Source organism: Polaromonas sp. (assembly GCF_039932935.1).
Lineage (GTDB): Bacteria > Pseudomonadota > Gammaproteobacteria > Burkholderiales > Burkholderiaceae_C > Polaromonas.
In genome coordinates, this window is the sequence record NZ_JBDTPB010000063.1 from 1 (window position 1) to 18,559 (window position 18,559).

The following is an 18,559-nucleotide window of genomic DNA, read 5'->3' on the forward strand; positions in this document are numbered from 1 at the left end:
CCCGAAAGCCGCGTGTGCACGTCACCGCCGCCCAGGTCTTCAGCGCTGACGATTTCGCCAATGGCCGCCTTCACCAGCGGCGGCCCACCCAGAAAAATCGTGCCCTGGTTTTTGACGATGATGGTTTCGTCGCTCATGGCCGGCACATAGGCGCCGCCCGCCGTGCAGCTGCCCATCACCACGGCGATCTGCGCGATGCCCTGCGCGCTCATGTTGGCCTGGTTAAAAAAGATGCGGCCGAAATGGTCGCGGTCCGGGAACACGTCGTCCTGGTTGGGCAGGTTGGCGCCGCCCGAGTCGACCAGGTAAATGCAGGTCAGGCCGTTCTGCATCGCCACCTCTTGCGCGCGCAGGTGCTTTTTCACCGTCATCGGGTAATAGGTGCCGCCTTTGACCGTCGCGTCATTGCACACGATCATGCAGTCCACTCCGTTCACGCGGCCTATGCCGGTGATGACACCCGCGCACGGCGCGCTGTCGCTGCCGTCCCTGTCCGGGTACATGCCTTTGGCGGCCAGCGGGCCCAGCTCCAGGAAAGGCGTGCCCGGGTCCAGCAGCATCTGCACCCGGTCGCGCGGCAGCAGCTTGCCCCGCGACACATGCCGCGCCCGTGTGGCCTCGCCGCCACCCAGGGCGGCCTTGGCAACCTGTGCGTTCAGGTCGTCTACCTGCGCCTGCATGGCAGCGGCATTGGCCTGAAAGTCGGCGGAACGGGCGTTGAGTTGTGTCTCGAGAGCGGGCATGGTTTCCTCGTTGCTAAGCGGCGTTATTCGTAGGCGGGCCAATTGCTCTATCCGGGCTTCTCCCCGTTCGGGCTGAGCCTGTCGAAGCCGCCCCTTCCGTTCGGGCTGAGCTCGTCGAAGCTCTCTCCCCGAATCCGTTCGGGCTGAGGTATCGAAGCCTTCCCCGTCGGGCCGAGCCTATCGAAGCCACACCTTAACGCCAAACTCCCAGCTTAGCGAAAACCCACCCCATCAGAGCGGCCAACTAGGTTGCAAATCCTGCCAACGCATAGGAAAATTTACCGTATGCCCGCCCGGACTCTCGTCAAACCCGCTAATACGCCCAAAGCCGCCACCCCTATGGCCTTTGCCAGAAGCATTGTGGCCGCCTACAAGCGCCGTGAGCAAAGCCCGGCAGAAGCCCTGAAGCTGGCACAGATCACGCCAAAACAACTGCAAACCGTGCAGGGCCACATCACCGCGCAGCAAATGGAGACCCTGTCAGGCGCCGCCATGCAGCAACTTGACGACGAAGGCCTGGGTGCTTTCAGCCGCAAATTGCCCTGGGGCAGCTACGGCATGCTGGCCCGCGCCTCCATCAGCTCACCCAGCCTGGGCGTGGCACTCAAACGCTGGTGCCGCCACCATGGTTTGCTGACAGGCGACATCATCCTCAAGCTCAGCACCAGCGGCGACACCGCCAGCATCACGATTGAAGAACACACCGACCTGGGTGCAGCACGCGAGTTTTGCCTGGTGCATGTGCTGCGCAACATTCACGGGCTCGCCTGCTGGTATGTGGACTCGCGCATCCCGCTGCAGGGGGCACGCTTTCCGTTTGGGGCGCCACAGCATGTGGAGGCTTATGGTCTGATGTTTCCCGGGCCCATGCTGCAGTTCAACGCCACGCAAGCCCCTTCGACAGGCTCAGGACAGGCTGAGCTCAGGTTTGATGCGCGTTACCTGGACTTGCCTTTGCGCCGCGATGAGAAAGCCCTGCAGCAGATGCTCCAGCGAGCCCTTCCGCTCACCGTGCTGCAGTACCGGCGTGACAGGTTGCTGGTGCAGCAAGTGCGGCAGGCGCTGGCCAACCCCTCACTGGCCTCGCACAACGCAGAGAGTTTGGCCGCGGCGCTGAACATGTCTTCGCGCTCGCTGCATCGGCAGCTCCAGGAAGAAGGCGCGTCATTGCAGCAACTGAAGGACGAGGTGCACAGCGAAAGAGCCAAGGAGTTGCTGCTGCGCACCGACAAGCCCATCAAGCAAGTGGCCGCAGCCGGCGGCTTTACCAATGAGAAAAGTTTCACCCGGGCCTTCCGCGCATGGACAGGCATGAGCCCAGGGGAGTTTCGCAAGGGCCTGCCGGGGCTTTAGGGAAGTGCCGAAGGCCCCCTGCTTCAGTTTTTGGCCGCAGCGCGCCGCGCCGGCCGGCGCACCGCCCTGACCTTGCCGCTGCTACCACCACCGCAAAAGAACTGGTCTGCGCCGTCAGACTCCAGCCCCGAGACAAACATGCCAGCCGGCATATCCATTGCCTCCAGTGTTTCGCCGGTGTGCGCATCCACATGGCGCAACTCGCTTTCATCACCTTCCCAGGTGGCATGCCACAGCTCGCCGTCTACCCAGCTCACGCCGGTGACAAAGCGGTTGGACTCGATGGTGCGCAGCACCGCGCCCGTGACCGGGTCAAGCTGAAGAATCTGCCGCTTCTGGAACTGGCCCACCCACAGCGTGCCCTCGGCCCATGCCAGCCCGGCGCCGCCGCCCGGCAATGCAATCGTGTGCAGCACCTGGCCGGTAGCGGGGTCAACTTTTTCAATGCGGTCTTCCGCCACCTGGTAAAGATGCTGCCCGTCAAACGCCGTGCCCGCATGTGCGGCCGCGTCGATGGAGCGCACCGTCTTGCCGCTCGCCGGGTTCAGCGCATTGAGTTTTTGGCCGGAGGCGAACCAGACGTGTTGCCCGTCATAGGTCACACCATTGACCTTCTCCACATCGGGGAAGGGACCGTATTCGCGAACAATTTCAGCTTTGGATTTTTTCATGGCTTCATCCTACTCACCGGGCAGCGAAGCCGGGAGTAACAAGGTTGTCGTGAATCCCGGCACCAGGGGCATCGCCATCCAGCGGCGTGAACGCCCCTGGCCCAGGCGCTGCACTTTGCCCGCTTGCAACAACGACTCCAGCGAACGCTGCACCGTGCGCTGGCTGGCGCCCAGGGCCAAGGCCAGGTCAGAGCTGGCCCACGACTCACCATCCGACAAAAGCGCCAGCACCTCGCCATGCGCGCCTTCCATCGGCCGCGCCAGCACCACAAGCCCCGCCGCCCCCGGGGCCACGCGGTGCGGCTGCAGCACAAAGCCATCCTTCGTGGCCACCACACCGGCCAGCGGCCGCAGCAGGGTGCGCAGCCGCCCCACTTCAACGCGCAAGCGCGCACGGTAAGACTCGTCGGCCTCTTTGCCACGAAAGGCCTTGGCCACCAGCACCTCGCGCGGTACATCGGCAGGCCAGGCCTCACCCAAAGCGCGCGCCAGCGCAAACAGCACCGGCCGGCCGGCAAGCGGCACCGATGTGCCGGCCTGGCACACGGCGTAGCGGCAAGCGTCAATGACAAGGGTGTTGGAAGCCAGCAGCGCCTCCACCTCATCAAGCAGCAGCGCACGCTCTTCGCCCTGCGACACCACGCGCGCCGCGGGCGCGTTCAGCGCCAGCAAGGCGCTGTTGACTTCAGCCACCAGCGCGGGAATACGCGCCTGCGCCGCAGCGCGGCCCGCCTCAGCGAATGCCGTGCGCGCGGCCTGGGTGTGCAGGCGCCGCACCGCCAGCCCGGCCACCACCATCGCATGCGCCGCTTTCGATGCGGGTGGCAGCGGTGCAGGGTCCAGTCCGGCCAGCGTTTGTTCGGCTTGGTCCAGCCTGCCGATCAGCAGCAGGCGCCGGGCCTGCAACAGCCCAGCATGCGCAGCATTGGCCTGGTCGCCGTGGGATTCAAGTGTGAGGCGCGCGGCGTCCAGCGCCGCAACAGGCCAGCCCAGGTCGCGTGAGACCAGAGCAATCTCGGCTTCGGCTACGGCGCAGCGCGCGCGGGCCACGGCCTCTTTGGTGCCAAAGGCGCGGGCCGCACTGCGCAGCAAGGCCTTGGCGCGCTCCAGGTCACCCAGCCGCGCCATCGCAATGCCGCGCAGCGCCAACGCGGGTGCGTCGTTGCGCAGGGCAACACGGTTCAGTGCACCCAGCACATCACCGGCGGCCAGTGCCAGCGCGGCTGCCGTGATCAGTGCATCCATTCGAATCCCGCCACATTTGTCACTCTCACCCTTCGCGTGTTCATTCCTACTATAAGCGCGTGCTTCACCAACCACCCACGAAAGGAACACGCCAATGACTCACACCACAGCAACCCGCGAAGACTGGACCGCCGCACGCATCAAGCTGCTCGCCGCCGAAAAAGAGCTGACGCGCCACAGCGATGAACTGGCACAACAACGCCAGCAACTGCCCTGGGTACGCATCGACAAAAACTACACCTTCGACACCGACGCAGGCAAAGCCTCGCTAGCCGACCTGTTTCAGGGCCGCTCGCAGCTGATGGTTTACCACTTCATGTTCGGGCCCGACTACAAGGCCGGTTGCCCCTCGTGCTCGATGATCGCCGACAGCTTCAACGGCTTCGCGGTTCACCTTGCCAACCATGACGTGGCGCTGCAAGTGGTGTCACGCGCACCGCTGGCCAAGCTGCAGGCGTACAAAAACCGCATGGGCTGGACCTTCCCCTGGGCGTCCTCGTTCGGCAGCGACTTTAACTTTGACTTCAACGTGTCGTTTACCGAGCAGCAGCAACGCGAGCGCGGCATTGACTACAACTTCACGCGCGAGCCCAAATGGGAGTGGCGCGAAGGCCAGGAGGGTGGCGGCACCGGCCCGGTGGCCGAGCTCGCCGCCAGCAGCGGCATCGACGCATCGGGCTACACACGCGAAAGGCCGGGCATGAGCACCTTCGTGCTTGAAGACGGTGTGGTCTACCACCACTACTCGACCTATTCACGCGGCGTAGACGGGCTTTGGGGTTCGTACCAATGGCTGGACCGCGCGCCCCTGGGCCGCAACGAAACCGGCATCTGGTGGCGCCGCCATGACGAATACAAAGCCCCGCAAGCAGCCGCTGTAGCGGCCTGCTGTGCCTGAGGCGCATCACCGCCACGCGCTACCCGCCTTCCTCGGCGTTACGGCCCTGCTGGTTGCCGCCAGCACCGCAGCAACCATTCGCTGGAGCCAGTCCATGTCGGGTATGGGGGAGATTCCCATGCCCGGCGGCGGGGCGCTCTCCATGGCGTGGCTACCCGTGTGCGGCCAGACATGGCCTGGCACTGCGGCGTCTTTCATCGGCATGTGGGCCGTGATGATGGTGGCGATGATGTTGCCGTCATTGGCGCCCATGCTGTGGCGCTACCGGCAGGCACTGGGCGCACACGGCCATGCGCACCCGGGCACATTGACCGCATTGCTCACAGTAGCGGGCGCAGCCTACTTCTGCGTGTGGATTGCGCTGGGGGCGGCCATCTTTGCGCTGGGCGCCGCGCTGGCAGAAACGGCCATGAAAATCCCCGCTGTAGCGCGCGCCCTTCCGCTGGCCAGTGGCATGGCCGTACTGCTCGGCGGGTTGTTTCAATTCACGGCATCAAAGACACGTTCGCTGGCTTGCTGCCGGGGACAAGTTGAACAGCACCAGGCATTCGCAGCAGGCACCGGCGCGGCCTGGCAACATGGGCTGCGGCTCGGCCTGCATTGCAGCCGCTCCTGCGCCGGCCTCACGGTCATCTTGCTCGTCATGGGCGTGATGGACCTGGGCGCGATGGCACTCGTCACAGCGGCCACTACGGCAGAACGCATTGTCCCGGCCGGAGAGCGCATCGCCCTCGCGGTCGGTGTCATCGCCACCGGTGCAGGCTGGTTCATGGTCGCGCGGGCAAGCGGGGTCTTGTGAAGAGCCCGCCAGCCTGGTCACTTCAGCTGAAGCTGCTGAAGAACCCAACGGGCTGCAGTTCTTGCGTGGCGGGCAACTCGTCACAGCGCGCCTTGATATCTGCGGTGAACGCCTTGAAAGCTGCCAGCTTGGGCAAGGGGCTTTCATCCACGCCTTCGTCGTACATGGCCACATGCACAAAGCTCACGCCATCGGGCAGCTTGTGCGTGTGGTAGCGCAGGCCGGCAGGCTTGACGGCCTGCAGCTCGGCATACACCGCGCGGACGAGCCGCTCGTTTTCTTCGGCCATTTCGGGTTTAACGCGGTAACGAATCATGACTGCTCTCATACTTTTACTCCTGTGGGTTGAAGGGAAATGGGTGCCTTGCCGCGCAGGCGCAAAGCCACCGCAGCACCGGCCAAAGAAAGAACGGCGCAGGCAGCCAGTGCCTGGGCAAATCCGCTGCTGAACTGCTGCGCGCTGGCATAGCCGCCCGCGCCTGTAAACACCGTGGCCGCAATCGCCACGCCCAGCACACCGCCGAGCTGCCGCAGGGTCTGGAACAAGCCCGAGGCCTTGCCGATATCGCCCGGCTCTACCTCGGCCAGCACCGCGCTTTGCACCGCCGGCATGGCCATGGAAACACCCGCGCCGGTCACCACCATGGGCAGCACCCACAGCGCGTAGGCAGTTTGAGGGCCGGCCAACAATGCCACCCAGCCCACACCAATGCCCTGCAAGACCAGACCTACCACCACCAGCGTGCGCGCGCCGACGCGCGCCACCATGGCCCCCGCCACGGGCGCGACTAAAAACAGCGTGGCCGTCCACGGCAGCATGCTCAGGCCCGCACCCAATGGCGAGCGGCCCTGCACCACCTGAAAAAACTGCGCCATGAAAAACAGCGTGCCCATCAACGACGCCGTCATCAAGAAGCCCGCCACGTTGGCGGCCGCAAACACCGGCGAGCGAAAAAGCCGGGGCGGCACCATGGCCTCCCACGCCTCACGGCGCTGCGACGCAACAAACGCCGCGCCCAGCACCAGCCCGGCACCCAACGCACCCAGCACAGGCCCGCTGAACCAGCCATCGTGCGCACCACGCATCAGCCCCCACACCAGGCCCAGTAACGACAGCACCATTAGCACCGCGCCCCGCCAGTCGAGCTTGCCCGGGGCGCCTTTGCTCTCGGGCACCTTGCGCCACACCAGCGCGGCCACCAGCAGGGCAAACGGCACGTTGATCCAGAAGATCCACTGCCACGCCAGGCCGTGCACCACCGCACCCCCTACAACCGGCCCGGCCAGCACGGCCAGGCCGGTGACGCCGCTGAACAGCCCCAGCGCCTTGCCCCGCTGCGCCGGTGGAAACGCAGCCGCCAGCAAAGCCATGGCCAGCGGCAGCACCATGGCCGCGCCCAAGCCTTGCAGCGCCCGCCCGGCAATCAGCCAGCCAATGCCCGGCGCCAACGCACAGGCGGCCGACGAGGCGGCAAACACCAGCAGCCCGGCGCTGTAAACCCGGCGGCGGCCCCACCGGTCGCCAAGTGCCGACGCCGTCATCAGCAGCACGGCAAAGCTCAGGCCATAGGCATTGACCGTCCACTCCAGCGCCTCAACCGAGGCCGACAACTCATGCCGTAGCGTGTCCAGCGCCGTCGTAACCACCAGCGCATCCAGCGCCGCCATGCACGACCCGGCCGCGGCCAGGCCCAGCACCCAGCGCTGCTGCACGGTAAAGCCTGGATTGTCTGGTTGATTCACTTGCATCACTTCATCGCTCCTTTTTGGCGGGCGGCACACCACATGCCTTGCCCCTATTGCCAAAGACGACGACGCCCAGCGAATCGATGCAAAATTATTTTTACGTGCCCGCGCATCGTTTGGGGCCCGCCCAACGTCTCAAAGAAGACGCATAAAGGAATCACCCCAAGGAAATCACCCCGTGCGGCGGCAACCTTTCATCGGCCAAGCCACCCAAACCAAGACCCCCGAAGCACAATCAAGCCAAGGCCCTCCTCTATGAACGCCACACCCCACTCCATCACGGCCCCCGATGCGCCGAACCCGGCTCTGCCCGAGTTCATCACCCTCATGGGCACGCTGCGCCCCCGGCTGCACCGCTACTGCGCCCGCATGACCGGCTCCATCTTTGACGGCGAAGACATCGTGCAAGACACGCTGGCCAAAGCCGCGCAGGCCTATGACCCCGCCACAGTGCAGCACGCCGAAGGCTGGCTGTTTCGCATTGCGCACAACACGGCCATGGACTTTTTGCGAAGCAAGGCGCGTGAAGAAGTGCACCTAGCCGATGAAGAGCCCGACACCACCGCCGACCCCCACGCCAGCGCCGAGCTGCGCCATGCCACCACGGCAGCACTGCGCACCTTTATGCAACTGCTGCCGGCGCAGCGCAGCGCGGTGATATTGGCCGACGTGCTGGGTTACGCGATGGACGAAGCCGCCGACGTCATGAACGTCAGCCTGCCCGCCATCAAGGCCTCACTGCACCGCGGCCGCCTGCGCCTGCGCGAGTTGGCCCAGCAGTCGGCAGACAAAGCGCCACCGCCAGCCCTGTCGCCAACAGACCAGGCCCTGCTAACCGAATATGCGGCACGCTTTAACGCGCGAGACTTTGACGGCCTGCGCGACATGCTGGGCGATAAGGTGCACCTGAATTTGGTGGCACGCCTGCAGCTGGACGGCAAGGCGGATGTGGGCGAATACTTTGGCCGGTATTCAGCCGTGACAGGCGTGATGCACGTCACGCCCACCAACATCGAAGGCCGGCCCGCTATCTGGATTCACCAGGAGAGTGATGCCACTGTCAATGCGGACTACGTCGTTGCGCTGGATTGGCAGGAGGGGAAGCTGGAGATGATCCGGGACTTCAGGTATGCGTTTTATTTTGAGGACGGGGCGATCTTTGATGTTTGACTACTGGCGCTGAGGAACAGCATCGGCGCGACTGGCTAGCGGTGGAACAGGTACGGCAGGCGCTGGCGAATCCTGCGGTGGCTTCGCACAATGCGGAGACCTTGGCGGCGGCACTACATATGTCGACGCGCTCATTGCATCACCCGCTTCAGGAGGAAGGGCTGCTGCTGAGGACGGGCAAGCTTATCAAGCAGGTGGCCGAGGTTTCGAGGTTCGAATGAGAAGAGCTTTCTAAACGCATTTAGAAATGCATTCAACGAGACGTCCAGCGAATTTTCGGGATAAGTTAATTAATCGAGAGCCCCTGTTCGATCTCAATCTACCTCGCAGCTACAGCAACGCAAAGAACTTCACTCAAAAAAGCCCCCATCCTTCGCTCGCCTGCAGTGTAAAGTCCGGAATAACTGTGATCGTGGAACTGACGAAAGGTACCCAATGAGACTAGATGAAAGCAGACTATCGATAGCAAATCTCCGCGATATGCTCAATCGTGGCGACTTAATCGCTAACAAGGAATACCAACGATCACCGGGTCTTTGGCCAAATGCATCCAGAAGCTACTTCATCGATACGATTTTGGAAGGTTTTCCATTTCCAAAAATTTACTTTCACGAATTCCTAGATAGGAGATCAAAAAAAGTACGGACCGAAATTGTTGATGGGCAACAACGCATCACTACCATTCAAGATTTTCTGAATGACAAGTTTGCTCTTGGAAAGAACTCATCCAAATATGAAGGACGACGATTCTCTGATCTGGATGAAGAAACGCAAGACAGACTACTCTTCTACACGGTGTCAACTGACGTTATTCGCGATGCTGGCAGAGCCGAAATCCTTCAGATGTTCCGACGAATGAATGCCTATACATTGCCGCTTAATGCAGCAGAGAAAAGACATTCGGAGTTTTTTGGCGAATTCAAAGACATGGTTACACGCGTACTAGATCATATGAATCTTCTGTCGGAGTGGGAGATATTTACAACACGGCAGATAGTCAGAATGGCCGACGCAGCATTTATTGCCGATTTAGTTTTAGCTCTCGAAAATGGCGTCACCAGCACAAGCGACGCTAAGCTTCACGCGTTGTACAAAGCCTTCGATACTTCCTTCCCTCAAGCGGATGATGTTGAGGCCACTCTTGACCAGGTTTTCAACATCATCGCTCAAGATCTTTCCCCAATTCGAAATTCCTACATGACAAAGCCATTCGCTTTGCATGCACTTTTCTGCGCAATACATCACAACACCGTAGGCCTTAAAGGGTTCGAGGAAATTTCGGGTATTCCGCCGATTGGGGCTGCACTCGGATGCTCCGCAGAGAGGGCAACGGCAAATTTATTGGAACTTGCTGCAGCACACGAAAGCAAAGATCTCTCACGATTTCCCGAATATGTGGAAGCGATGAGTGCTGGATCAAACCGAGAGAAGCAGCGCGTCACTCGAATATCAATACTCTGCCTCGCCCTACGAAACGAGCTGTAGATCGGGACTTTTACAGTGGATTTGCCTCCTCTGCGATTCATGTTCGAATTACGCATCACAAGATGTGAAGAAGGATTTAAGGACAGCCTTTCTATGACTTCGTCGCATGAAAAAGAACGGCGGCGACATCGACTAGAAGGGGTGCTTTCAGATGCATGGCAAGCGTATTGCAGCTTCGTTCGTCAATTGTTGATTCGCTCTGCCACTGGATGCTCAACAGAACTTGGAGTTATTCATCCCGCATCGATACTTCCAGTGAACTGGCAACGAGCATCTTATGTAGCCATGCGAGCAAGCCAAGGCGCAATGGTTCGGCCAGGCAACTTGAATCATCTTCTCCGTAAAGAACCAACCTGGGGTGACGTCACCCACATCGTTGCAATAGTTAATGCTCTAAACCCAGGCAACGCCGGGAACTTGATCGGGACTCTTGCGGGCGGCTTACCTGGACCAAAACATTGTCAACTAGTTCGAAATGCTTGCGCGCATAGAAATCATCAAACTCGAGCGGAAGTTGAATCTCTTGCGACTTCTTATCTTGCTTCCCGAGTAAAGCACCCAACAGATGCGATGGTTTGGCGTGATCCCGGCACTATGCAATTTGCATTTTTAAGCTGGCTTGACGACATGCGAACTATTGCGGCAAGAGCCGTCCAATAGGATCCGCATCACACCCTTAGAAATTGACACTTCTTGCCGATAAAGACGTCATTTGTATAGTTCAAGGATATCGCCCAGTTGCACCGAAAAATTACCCCCATAACGTGTATCAAGCTTGGCTTGTCGAGCGAGTGATATGAAGCCCTTTTCAGCGACCAGCTGGTTTGCGTAAGGAACGGCGGTATAAAAAGACAACATGTCGCGAATGTCATTGGGCTCCAACGGGCCAGTTTGTGCTTCTAAGCGAGCAGCCAATTCGGCCTCTACATTCAAGGTCGGTACGTTTCGTATAAAGGAAACAATAGCTTCCGCACCAAGGCGTTTCATCTCATCAACGGTATGACCGATAACACCAAGAAGATGAGCAGTAAATCCTTGATGATCTAGAAAGAGTTGGGCAGCATAGGCTCTCCAGCGCATGTCCATTGTTTCCCCCTCCATAACCTTGCGACGGTTTTCGATCCGGCTTAGTAATTCACTCGAACTGGCTGAGAAAGCGGCGTGCGCTGCACGACGAAGTTTGTCATCTTGACCCAGCATGTAACTAAGATATTGCTGTTTAGGATCAAGATGCTGGTTTAGAAAATCGGCGATACCAGCATCACCGGGAGAAGCAAAGAGCGAGTCGAAAGGTTCAAATGCCTGCATGAATCCGGCAACAACCGCCCAATTTGGCGGCAAAGAGATCGGCGGCTCGCCAAACATTAAATGCAAGGCATTTCGCATTTCAACCAATAGTCGCGCCTTTCGGCTTCTAAATACAAATCCTCTGCTAAGGCTTGCTTGAACCTCAGCCACATGCGCGCGACTTGACAGGTCATTGCGCTTTGAAGTTTCGACAATGTGCGTGATTGTTAGGGGAGCTAACACGCGACCCTGCTCAACTGCGTCATGAAGTTCAGCGTAGACGATGCACGAAGGGCCGTCCTTAAGCGCCCCGGAGCGCACTCTCGCAAGCTCAATCCATTTATTCTGGTCAAGAAATAATATTTTCAATTGATGCCTCGGAGGTCTGCTTTCTCGAAACAACGCCCCGCACGATGTCGGTGTGAATGCTCTCGATGCTGATGCCGCGATCGGCCAGCATCTCAGACTTCTGACGATGCGAGGCGATCTTCAACCACTAGTTCGAGTTAAACATACGTCCTGCGAAAGCGGGAGTCTTAGTTTCTATTTATATGGGCATATAACTTGCGTGCGCACGCCTGCGGCGGGGACAGGCTTTGCAGAGTGCGGGCCTGACACCGTCAAGCACCATCAACGCTGAAAGCCACTCATGCCGATTACTACCCGCACCTTCTGCTTCGCAATTTGCGCCGCCTCCAGTCTGACGCTCACCCAGCTGTCCTTCGCCCAAGACACCTATCCCAACCACCCAGTCAAAGTCATCGTCGCGCTACCAGCCGGTGGCAGCGTAGACATGGTGGCGCGCCAGGTCAGCCAGCAACTGGCCACCGACCTCGGCCAGCCCTTTGTGGTGGACAACAAAGCCGGCGGCTCGGGCCAGATTGGCGTGCCGGTGGTAGCCAAGGCGGTGCCGGATGGCTACACCATCATGGTGTCGCCGGCGTCTTTCTTGACGACGAACAAGAGCATTTTCAAGACGCTGCCCTACAACCCGGAAACCGACTTTGTGGCGGTGACCAAGCTAGTCAACCAGGCCATGGTGCTGGTGGTGAATGACAAGGCCAAATATGGAACACCGGCCAGCATATTGGCGGCTGCCAAGGCCAACCCCGGCAAGCTGACCTATGCCTCTTCAGGTGACGGCAGCCCGCAGCATCTGGCGGGCCTGATGTTTGAAAGCCAGACCGGCGTGAAGCTGCTGCACGTGCCTTACAAGGGCGGTGCACCGGCCATTACTGATTTGATCGGCGGCCAGGTGGACATGGCTTTTGCGCCGCTGCCAGAGGCGCTGCCGCACATCAAGTCGGGCAAGCTGCATGCGGTGGGTGTGCTGAGTGAGAAGCGCGCCATTTCTGCGCCGGACATTCCGACGCTGAAGGAAGGCGGCGTGAACAACGTGGTGCTATCGGCGTGGATCGGGCTGCTGGCGCCGGCCAAGACCCCTCAGCCGGTGTTGGACAAGATCAGCAAATCGGCCAAGGCTTTCCTGCGGGGTGATGCCAAAACCAAATTGCTGGAAATAGGCATGGAGCCCGCACCCGATGAGGCCAAGCCTCTGGCGCAAGTCATCTCGGAAGAGATTCGCATTCATGCCGAGCTGGTGAAAGCCGCCGGCCTGGTGCCGCAGTAAGCAGGGCGTGGTGGCCAGGCCAAGGCTTGTACCTGGCCACCAAATAAAAGCTCTAGCCGACTGAAACCTGCCGCTCGCCCAAAGCAATATCCAGCATCATCTCGCTGGCCAAGGTACCAAGCTCTTTCTGCAACGCCTCCACAGACAAGTTAGCCGGCACCAGCAAGTGCGCCTCCACCTTGAAGGTCTGCTTGCCCGACACACCGCTGCGCACGATGTCGGTATGAATGCTCTCAATACTGATGCCGCGCTCGGCCAGCATTTTGGTCAAATTGCTGACGATGCCGAGGCGGTCTTCGCCTACCAACTCCAGTTCAAACACGCGCAGTGCGGCAGGGGTGTTGGCGCCGTCGCTTTTAGCCACGACCACTTGCAAGCCGCTGGACTGCAGGCCGCGCAGTGAGGTGGCCAGGTTGTCGGCGCTTTCGCGGGGCACTTCGAAGTGGACCATGCCGGCAAACTCACCGGCCTGGCGCGTCATGCGGCTGGCGGCCCAGTTGGCGCCGAAGCGTTGGGCTTTGTCTGCCAATGCGCTGACGATGCCCTGGCGATCAGTGCCGACGATGGAGACGACGAGCGAGGTGTTGGTGGACGAGACCTCTTCAGTCAACACCACGGCCTTGCGCAGCATGGGGGCGCGGGTGGCAAAGGCTGGGTCTTGCACCTCAGCGGGCAAGTTGCCTTGCAGGCGGGCGTGGTGCACGACCTTGCTGAGCAGTGCCAGGCCCATGGGCGCGAGGGCGCGCTCCCACAGCTCGCGGGCGGTTTCGCCTTTTTTGACAAAGCACCAGTCTTGCGCGGCGATGGCGCCGGCATCCCAGCCGTCGGCCAGGTGGTAGACAGAGCCGCCGGCAATCGGGTCGCCTTCCAGAATCGTCCACTCGACGGCCGCGATGCCGCGGTGGCGCGGCAACAGCGAGGGGTGGTAGCCGATACCGCCCAGGCGCGAGCGCGCGAGGGCGTCGTCGCTCACGCGTGCGTGGGTGTGCGCGGCGATGATGAGCTCGGTGCCTTCGGCAATGGCTTCGCCGGGCACGATCTTGGGGTTGGCCAGCACGTGCACGGCGATGCCGGCTGCGCGCGCGGCAATCGCCAGCCGGTCGTCTTCGGCCGGGGCCACGACGCTGGTGAACTCAATGCCTTCTTCTTTACGGAGCGCCTCAAAAACCGAGGCAGCGAAAAAACGGGAACCCACCAAAGCGCATTTCATTGACACGTCTCTTTATGAATGAATAAGTTGATTGAAAAACTGAACAGGCAACAAAAAGGGAGCCGAAGCTCCCGATGAAAAACAGCGATCAGGCCGCGACTGGCTGGCGCGCCTTCTCGACCAGGCCGATCTGGTCGAGCGCGGCGGCAAGCTGGCCCACGGTACGGTCAGACTGGTGCCACTTCTCGAGGCCAAACAGGCCGACGCGGAAGGTCTTGAAGTCAGCGCCTTCGTCGCATTGCAGCGGCACGCCGGCGGCGGTTTGCAAACCCTGGGCCAGAAATTTTTTGCCTGACTGAATGTCTGGGTCGGTGGTGTAGCTGACGACCACACCCGGGGCCTTGAAGCCTTCGGCGGCCACGCTGGGCAGGCCGCGGCTTTCAAACAGTTTGCGCACCTTGCTGCCTAAGGCTTCCTGCTCGGCCTTCACTTTGGCAAAACCGTAGGCCTGGGTCTCTTGCATGGCGGCGCGCAAGCGTGTGAGCGCGTCTGTGGGCAAAGTGGCGTGGTAGGCATGGCCGCCGTTTTCGTACGTTTCCATGATCTGCATCCACTTCTTCAAATCGCAGGCGAAGCTGGAGCTGGCGGTGCCGTCAATGGCGGCGCGGGCGCGCTCGCTGAGCATGACCATGGCGCAGCAAGGTGAGCTGCTCCAGCCTTTTTGCGGGGCCGATATGAGCAGGTCAACACCGGTGGCCTTCATGTCGACCCACATGGCGCCGGAGGCAATGCAGTCAAGCACAAAGAGGCCACCCACGGCATGCACCGCGGCGGCCACGGCCTGCAGGTAGCTGTCGGGCAGGATCATGCCGGAGGCGGTTTCAACGTGCGGAGCAAAAACGACTGCGGGCTTTTCTTTGGCGATGGCGGCCACCACATCGGCAATGGGTGCGGGTGCCCAGGGGGCTTGCGCGCCGGGGCCGGTTTGTTTTGCCTTGAGCACTGTGTGCGACGTAGGGATGTGGCCCATGTCAAAGATTTGCGTCCAGCGGTAGCTGAACCAGCCGTTGCGGATAACCATGACGTGCTTGCCGCCGGCAAACTGGCGGGCCACGGCCTCCATGCCGTAGGTGCCGCTGCCGGGCACCAGGGCCACGGCGTGGGCCTTGTAGACGTCTTTCAGGATGCTGGAGATGTCGATCATCACGCCCTGGAAGCTTCTGGACATGTGGTTGAGTGCGCGGTCGGTGTAGACCACCGAAAACTCGAGCAGGCCGTCAGGGTCAACGTTGGGGAGGAGTCCGGGCATGGTGTTGTCTCTCAGATCGTTATGGAAAGTGGGGCAGCCAGCTTAACAGCATGAGGGATTTTTGGCAGTGGGGAAATATGCGGCGACAAGGGGGCGATTGGGGGGCGGCATGGGGCCGCAGGCGAGCTGTAGCCGGGTGCGCTGCGCTATCAATTCAGGAGCTGCTCGCGCTCGTCCTGATTGGGCTGCAGGCACTTTTTATCTGTAAAAGTTGACCCGGATCAAGCCTGAGGCCCATCTGAGCCTGGCCTGGGCCAAACCCGACCAGGGATTTGGGTCTTTGGGGACTTTTGGGCCTGCTGGGCAGCCGCAGCCTCCGCCAGGTCTTCCTGATGCAATCCTGATGCGGCCGATGGTACGCTGGGCTTCTGATGATGAAAGCAGCTGTCCCCACACCCGCCACCGGCACAAGTTTGCGCCACTGGGCCATCGTGGCGCTGCTGCTGGCGGTGGCCACCGGCGCCGGGCTGCTGCTCGACAGGCAGGTGACGATTGCCAGCCAGGCCATGCTGTATGTGCTGGCCGTGGTGGTGGTGTCGTACACCATGGGCTGGAAGGAGTCGGTGGCCTGCGCGCTGGTGGCCGTGACGGCGCTGAACTACTTTTTTGTGCCGCCGCGCTTTACCTTTGAGGTGGAAAGCCACGAGCACCTGATTGCCCTCGTCAGCATGCTGCTGGTGGCGCTGGCCATCAGCCACCTCTCAGCCGGGCTGCGGCGCGAGACAGCTGTGGCCCGGCTGAACGAAGAGCGGGCGCGCCAGCTGCAGGGTCTGGCCACGCAGCTTTCTACTGCGGCTACGGCGCACGACATTGGCGGCCTGGGCCAGGCGGCGCTGGATGAGGCCTTTGCAGGCCCTTGCCTGCTGGGCACGCTGGAGGCCGGCGGTGAGCTGTCTAACGCGGCCGTGCTGGAGCCTTCGATACGGGACGGCATGGCGTGTTGCATGCGCGAAGCCGCCACACTGGGCCCGGGCACCGGGCGCTGGCCGGGCCTGAACGCCTGGTACCTGCCGCTGGGCGACAAGGCCCGGATGTATGGCGCCGCCCGGGTAGAGCCCGCACCGGCGCACGATACAGGCGGGCGCGAACATGCCGAGGCCTTGTGCGCACTGCTGGGGCAGGCGTTGTGGCGGCTGCAGCTCAGCACGTCGATGCAGGCAGCCCAGGGCGAGGCGCAGCGCCAGCAGGTACAGAGTACTTTTCTGGCCGCCATTTCGCATGACCTGCGAACGCCGCTGGCCGCCGTGGTGGGTGCGGCCTCGGCACTGCAAACTCAAGGCGACAAGCTGAGCCCGGCCGAGCAGGCGCGGTTGCTGGCCAGCATTGCCAGTGAGGCGTCTTACCTCTCTACCGTCACAGAAAACACGCTGCAGCTGGTGCAGCTGTCCAACACATCACAGCCGCCGGCGCGGCAATGGGAGTCGCTGGAAGAAATCGTCGGCACGGTGCTGGCCCGCGCACGCAAGCGCGACCCGCAGCGCCGCATCACATCTACCGTGCCGGCCGGGCTGCCGCTGATCAAGGCCGACCCGGTGCTGCTGGCGCAACTGGTGGACAACCTGCTGGACAACGCGCTCAAGTACGGCACGGGCGCGATTGATCTGGTGGTGGGCGAAAGCAAAGGAGGCGAAGGCAGCACCTTGCAGCTGGCCGTGAAAGACTGCGGGCCGCAAATTTCCCCGGAAAAATACGAGGCCATCTTTGAACCCTATGCGCGCGGTGACCAATCCGGCCATTCGGGCCAGCGCGGCGCGGGCCTGGGGCTGGCGCTGTGCCGCGCCATTGCCGAGGCGCACCAGGGCAGCCTGACGGTTGCGCCCCGCAGCGATGGCGCCGGGGAGTGCGAGGGCAATGTCTTTACCCTGACGCTGCCCATCGAATCACAGCAACCGGCCGGAGCCCAGCCATGAGCCTGCGCATTTTGGTGGTGGAAGACGACCGCGACCTGCGCGAGCTGATGCGTGCGTCGCTGTCGGTAGAAGGCTTTGCGGTGCAGACGGCCGTGTCGCTCAGCGAGGCCGCAGCGCTGATACGCCACGACCCGCCCGATGTGATTGTGCTGGACCTGGGCCTGCCCGACGGCGACGGCGCCGAGCTGGTGCAGGAGGTACGGCGCCGGCATTCGCTGCCGATTCTGGTGGTGTCGGCGCGCCACCAGGAAGCGCAAAAAATCAAGCTGCTGGACGCGGGCGCCGACGACTACCTGACCAAGCCCTTCAGCGTGAGCGAGCTGCTGGCGCGCATACGCGTGGCCTTGCGCCACCGCGGCACGGCGCTGGCCGCGGCTGTAACGGTGCACGAACTGGACGACCTGCGCATTGACCTGACGCTGCACAGCGTGCAACTGCATGGCGATACGCTGCACCTGACGCCCACCGAGTTCAAGCTGCTGGCGCGGCTGGTGCGCAGTGCGGGCCGGGTGGTTACGCACCGGCAATTGCTGGCCGACGTGTGGGGCCCGGAGTACACCGAGCACGTGCATTACCTGCGGCTGTACATGGCGCAGCTGCGCGCCAAGATTGAACGCGAACCGGCCGAGCCCCGGCACCTGCTGACCGAAACCGGCGTGGGCTACCGGCTGGCGGTGGAGTGAGCCCGCGCGATCGCCCCCATTCGACCTGAACCAATACCTCACCCGTTCGGGCTGAGCAATATCCCAACCGTTCGGGCTGAGGTATCGAAGCCTCTCTGCCCATGGGAACAACCCTTCGATACCTCAGGGCGAACGGGTTTGGCGAGCCCAATGCCTGATGTTGGACCTGAGCAAGCACCCCTATTCGGGCTGAGCAAATATCTCACCCGTTCGACCAAAGCCAATACCAACCGTTCGGGCTGAGGTATCGAAGCCTCCACTCACGCGCCAGCCCTTCGATACCTCAGGGCGAACGGGGTGTGTTGAGCCAGCTTGCCCCCGATCCAAACCGGCGTGCGCTACCGGCTGGCGGTGGAGTGAGCCCGCGTGACCGCCGCTCATTCGACCTGAGTCAATACCTCAACCGATCGGGCTGAGCAAATATTTAACCGTTCGACCAAAACCAATACCCAACCGTTCGGGCTGAGGTATCGAAGCCTC

Annotated in this window: 17 protein-coding genes; 9 read left to right on the top strand and 8 right to left on the bottom strand. The window is 61.6% G+C overall.

Features of this window, described 5'->3' with window-relative positions; all coding sequences use genetic code 11:
* Positions 1–743: carboxyl transferase domain-containing protein (locus ABI546_RS10920; RefSeq protein WP_348046623.1), on the bottom strand; the 743-nt coding region annotated here is incomplete at its 3' end.
* Between the two features lie 285 nt (positions 744–1,028).
* Here ABI546_RS10920 and ABI546_RS10925 point away from each other — a divergent pair.
* The gene (locus tag ABI546_RS10925) at positions 1,029–2,096 is read left to right on the top strand and encodes an AraC family transcriptional regulator (RefSeq protein WP_348044183.1); all 1,068 of its coding nucleotides are present in this window, start codon (positions 1,029–1,031) and stop codon (positions 2,094–2,096) included.
* A gap of 23 nt (positions 2,097–2,119) precedes the next feature.
* Here the strand turns inward: ABI546_RS10925 and ABI546_RS10930 are convergent, their stop codons facing one another.
* Positions 2,120–2,767, bottom strand: coding sequence for a glutamine cyclotransferase (locus ABI546_RS10930; RefSeq protein ID WP_348044181.1), 648 nt, complete (start codon positions 2,765–2,767; stop codon positions 2,120–2,122).
* 9 nt (positions 2,768–2,776) lie between these two features.
* Positions 2,777–4,012, bottom strand: coding sequence for a helix-turn-helix domain-containing protein (locus ABI546_RS10935; protein ID WP_348044179.1), 1,236 nt, complete (start codon positions 4,010–4,012; stop codon positions 2,777–2,779).
* Positions 4,013–4,106: 94 nt separating this feature from the next.
* Here ABI546_RS10935 and ABI546_RS10940 point away from each other — a divergent pair, with 94 nt between their 5' ends.
* Together ABI546_RS10940 and ABI546_RS10945 are read left to right on the top strand one after the other, a co-directional pair.
* Positions 4,107–4,910 carry a DUF899 domain-containing protein gene (locus tag ABI546_RS10940; RefSeq protein WP_348044177.1) on the top strand — a complete coding sequence of 268 codons (804 nt, stop codon included), beginning with the start codon at positions 4,107–4,109 and terminating at the stop codon, positions 4,908–4,910.
* Entirely contained in the window at positions 4,903–5,709 is an 807-nt protein-coding gene (locus tag ABI546_RS10945; protein WP_348044175.1) for a DUF2182 domain-containing protein, read from the top strand. Before ABI546_RS10940 ends, ABI546_RS10945 begins: the two co-directional genes overlap by 8 nt.
* A 22-nt stretch (positions 5,710–5,731) precedes the next feature.
* Here the strand turns inward: ABI546_RS10945 and ABI546_RS10950 are convergent, their stop codons facing one another.
* Both ABI546_RS10950 and ABI546_RS10955 read right to left on the bottom strand, forming a co-directional pair.
* On the bottom strand, positions 5,732–6,037 hold the full coding sequence (locus tag ABI546_RS10950; RefSeq protein WP_348044173.1) for a hypothetical protein: 306 nt from the start codon (positions 6,035–6,037) through the stop codon (positions 5,732–5,734).
* Positions 6,034–7,458 carry an MFS transporter gene (locus tag ABI546_RS10955; protein WP_348044171.1) on the bottom strand — a complete coding sequence of 475 codons (1,425 nt, stop codon included), beginning with the start codon at positions 7,456–7,458 and terminating at the stop codon, positions 6,034–6,036. The genes ABI546_RS10950 and ABI546_RS10955 overlap by 4 nt, the downstream gene beginning before the upstream one ends.
* Positions 7,459–7,710: 252 nt before the next feature.
* Between ABI546_RS10955 and ABI546_RS10960 the strand changes: the two genes are divergently transcribed.
* The 3 genes from ABI546_RS10960 to ABI546_RS10970 all read left to right on the top strand — a co-directional run bounded on the left by ABI546_RS10960 (position 7,711) and on the right by ABI546_RS10970 (position 10,770).
* Positions 7,711–8,625 (top strand): sigma-70 family RNA polymerase sigma factor, encoded by a 915-nt coding sequence (locus ABI546_RS10960; protein ID WP_348044169.1) that lies wholly within the window; start codon positions 7,711–7,713, stop codon positions 8,623–8,625.
* Between the two features lie 435 nt (positions 8,626–9,060).
* Complete coding sequence (locus ABI546_RS10965) at positions 9,061–10,110, top strand: DUF262 domain-containing protein (RefSeq protein ID WP_348044167.1); 1,050 nt, start codon at positions 9,061–9,063, stop codon at positions 10,108–10,110.
* Between the two features lie 39 nt (positions 10,111–10,149).
* On the top strand, positions 10,150–10,770 hold the full coding sequence (locus ABI546_RS10970; protein ID WP_348044165.1) for a hypothetical protein: 621 nt from the start codon (positions 10,150–10,152) through the stop codon (positions 10,768–10,770).
* A gap of 48 nt (positions 10,771–10,818) precedes the next feature.
* Here ABI546_RS10970 and ABI546_RS10975 read toward each other — a convergent pair whose 3' ends face one another.
* Positions 10,819–11,766: a hypothetical protein gene (locus ABI546_RS10975; RefSeq protein ID WP_348044163.1), complete on the bottom strand. Its 948-nt coding sequence runs from the start codon at positions 11,764–11,766 to the stop codon at positions 10,819–10,821.
* Between the two features lie 280 nt (positions 11,767–12,046).
* Between ABI546_RS10975 and ABI546_RS10980 the strand changes: the two genes are divergently transcribed.
* Complete coding sequence (locus tag ABI546_RS10980; RefSeq protein WP_348044161.1) at positions 12,047–13,027, top strand: tripartite tricarboxylate transporter substrate binding protein; 981 nt, start codon at positions 12,047–12,049, stop codon at positions 13,025–13,027.
* 52 nt (positions 13,028–13,079) lie between these two features.
* On the opposite strand, the gene ABI546_RS10985 is transcribed toward ABI546_RS10980, so the two are convergent.
* Together ABI546_RS10985 and ABI546_RS10990 are read right to left on the bottom strand one after the other, a co-directional pair.
* Positions 13,080–14,237, bottom strand: a complete 1,158-nt coding sequence (locus tag ABI546_RS10985) for a formyltransferase family protein (RefSeq protein WP_348044159.1) — start codon at positions 14,235–14,237, stop codon at positions 13,080–13,082.
* Between the two features lie 88 nt (positions 14,238–14,325).
* Complete coding sequence (locus ABI546_RS10990) at positions 14,326–15,486, bottom strand: aminotransferase class V-fold PLP-dependent enzyme (protein WP_348044157.1); 1,161 nt, start codon at positions 15,484–15,486, stop codon at positions 14,326–14,328.
* A gap of 374 nt (positions 15,487–15,860) precedes the next feature.
* On the opposite strand from ABI546_RS10990, the gene ABI546_RS10995 reads away from it, so the two are divergent.
* Positions 15,861–17,396, top strand: coding sequence for a DUF4118 domain-containing protein (locus ABI546_RS10995; protein ID WP_348044155.1), 1,536 nt, complete (start codon positions 15,861–15,863; stop codon positions 17,394–17,396).
* Positions 17,393–18,079 carry a response regulator gene (locus ABI546_RS11000; RefSeq protein WP_348044154.1) on the top strand — a complete coding sequence of 229 codons (687 nt, stop codon included), beginning with the start codon at positions 17,393–17,395 and terminating at the stop codon, positions 18,077–18,079. Before ABI546_RS10995 ends, ABI546_RS11000 begins: the two co-directional genes overlap by 4 nt.
* Positions 18,080–18,559 lie beyond the last annotated feature (480 nt).